Source organism: Streptomyces sp. SID12501 (assembly GCF_010550245.1).
Lineage (GTDB): Bacteria > Actinomycetota > Actinomycetes > Streptomycetales > Streptomycetaceae > Streptomyces.
This window is the reverse complement of the sequence record NZ_JAAGLU010000921.1, coordinates 1-405: the sequence shown is the minus strand read 5'-3', so window position 1 is coordinate 405 and position 405 is coordinate 1. Positions and strand designations below refer to the sequence as shown.

Here is a 405-nt window from a genome sequence, read left to right as displayed (position 1 = left end):
GCCGCCCGCGTTCGCGCACGACGCCGACCTCGAGGTCACCGACGACGACCTCGTGCTCGACACGCTCGTGCCGGACTCCGACAACCAGCCGTACGACATGCACACGGTGCTCGAGACCGTCCTGGACGACGGCAGCTTCCTCGAGGTGCAGGCGCTGTACGCGCAGAACGTCGTGGTCGGGTTCGGCCACGTCGAGGGGCACCCCGTCGGGGTCGTCGCGAACCAGCCGATGCAGATGGCCGGCACGCTCGACATCAACGCCGCCGAGAAGGCCGCGCGGTTCGTACGCACGTGCGACGCGTTCGGCATCCCGGTGCTGACGTTCGTGGACGTGCCGGGCTTCCTGCCGGGCACCGACCAGGAGTGGAACGGCATCATCCGCCGCGGCGCGAAGCTCATCTACGC

General features: G+C 69.6%; 1 protein-coding gene. It reads left to right on the top strand.

Annotated elements, in window-relative coordinates:
- The coding region (locus G3I71_RS49150; protein ID WP_275409470.1) for a carboxyl transferase domain-containing protein at nucleotides 1–405 on the top strand (405 nt) is incomplete at both ends.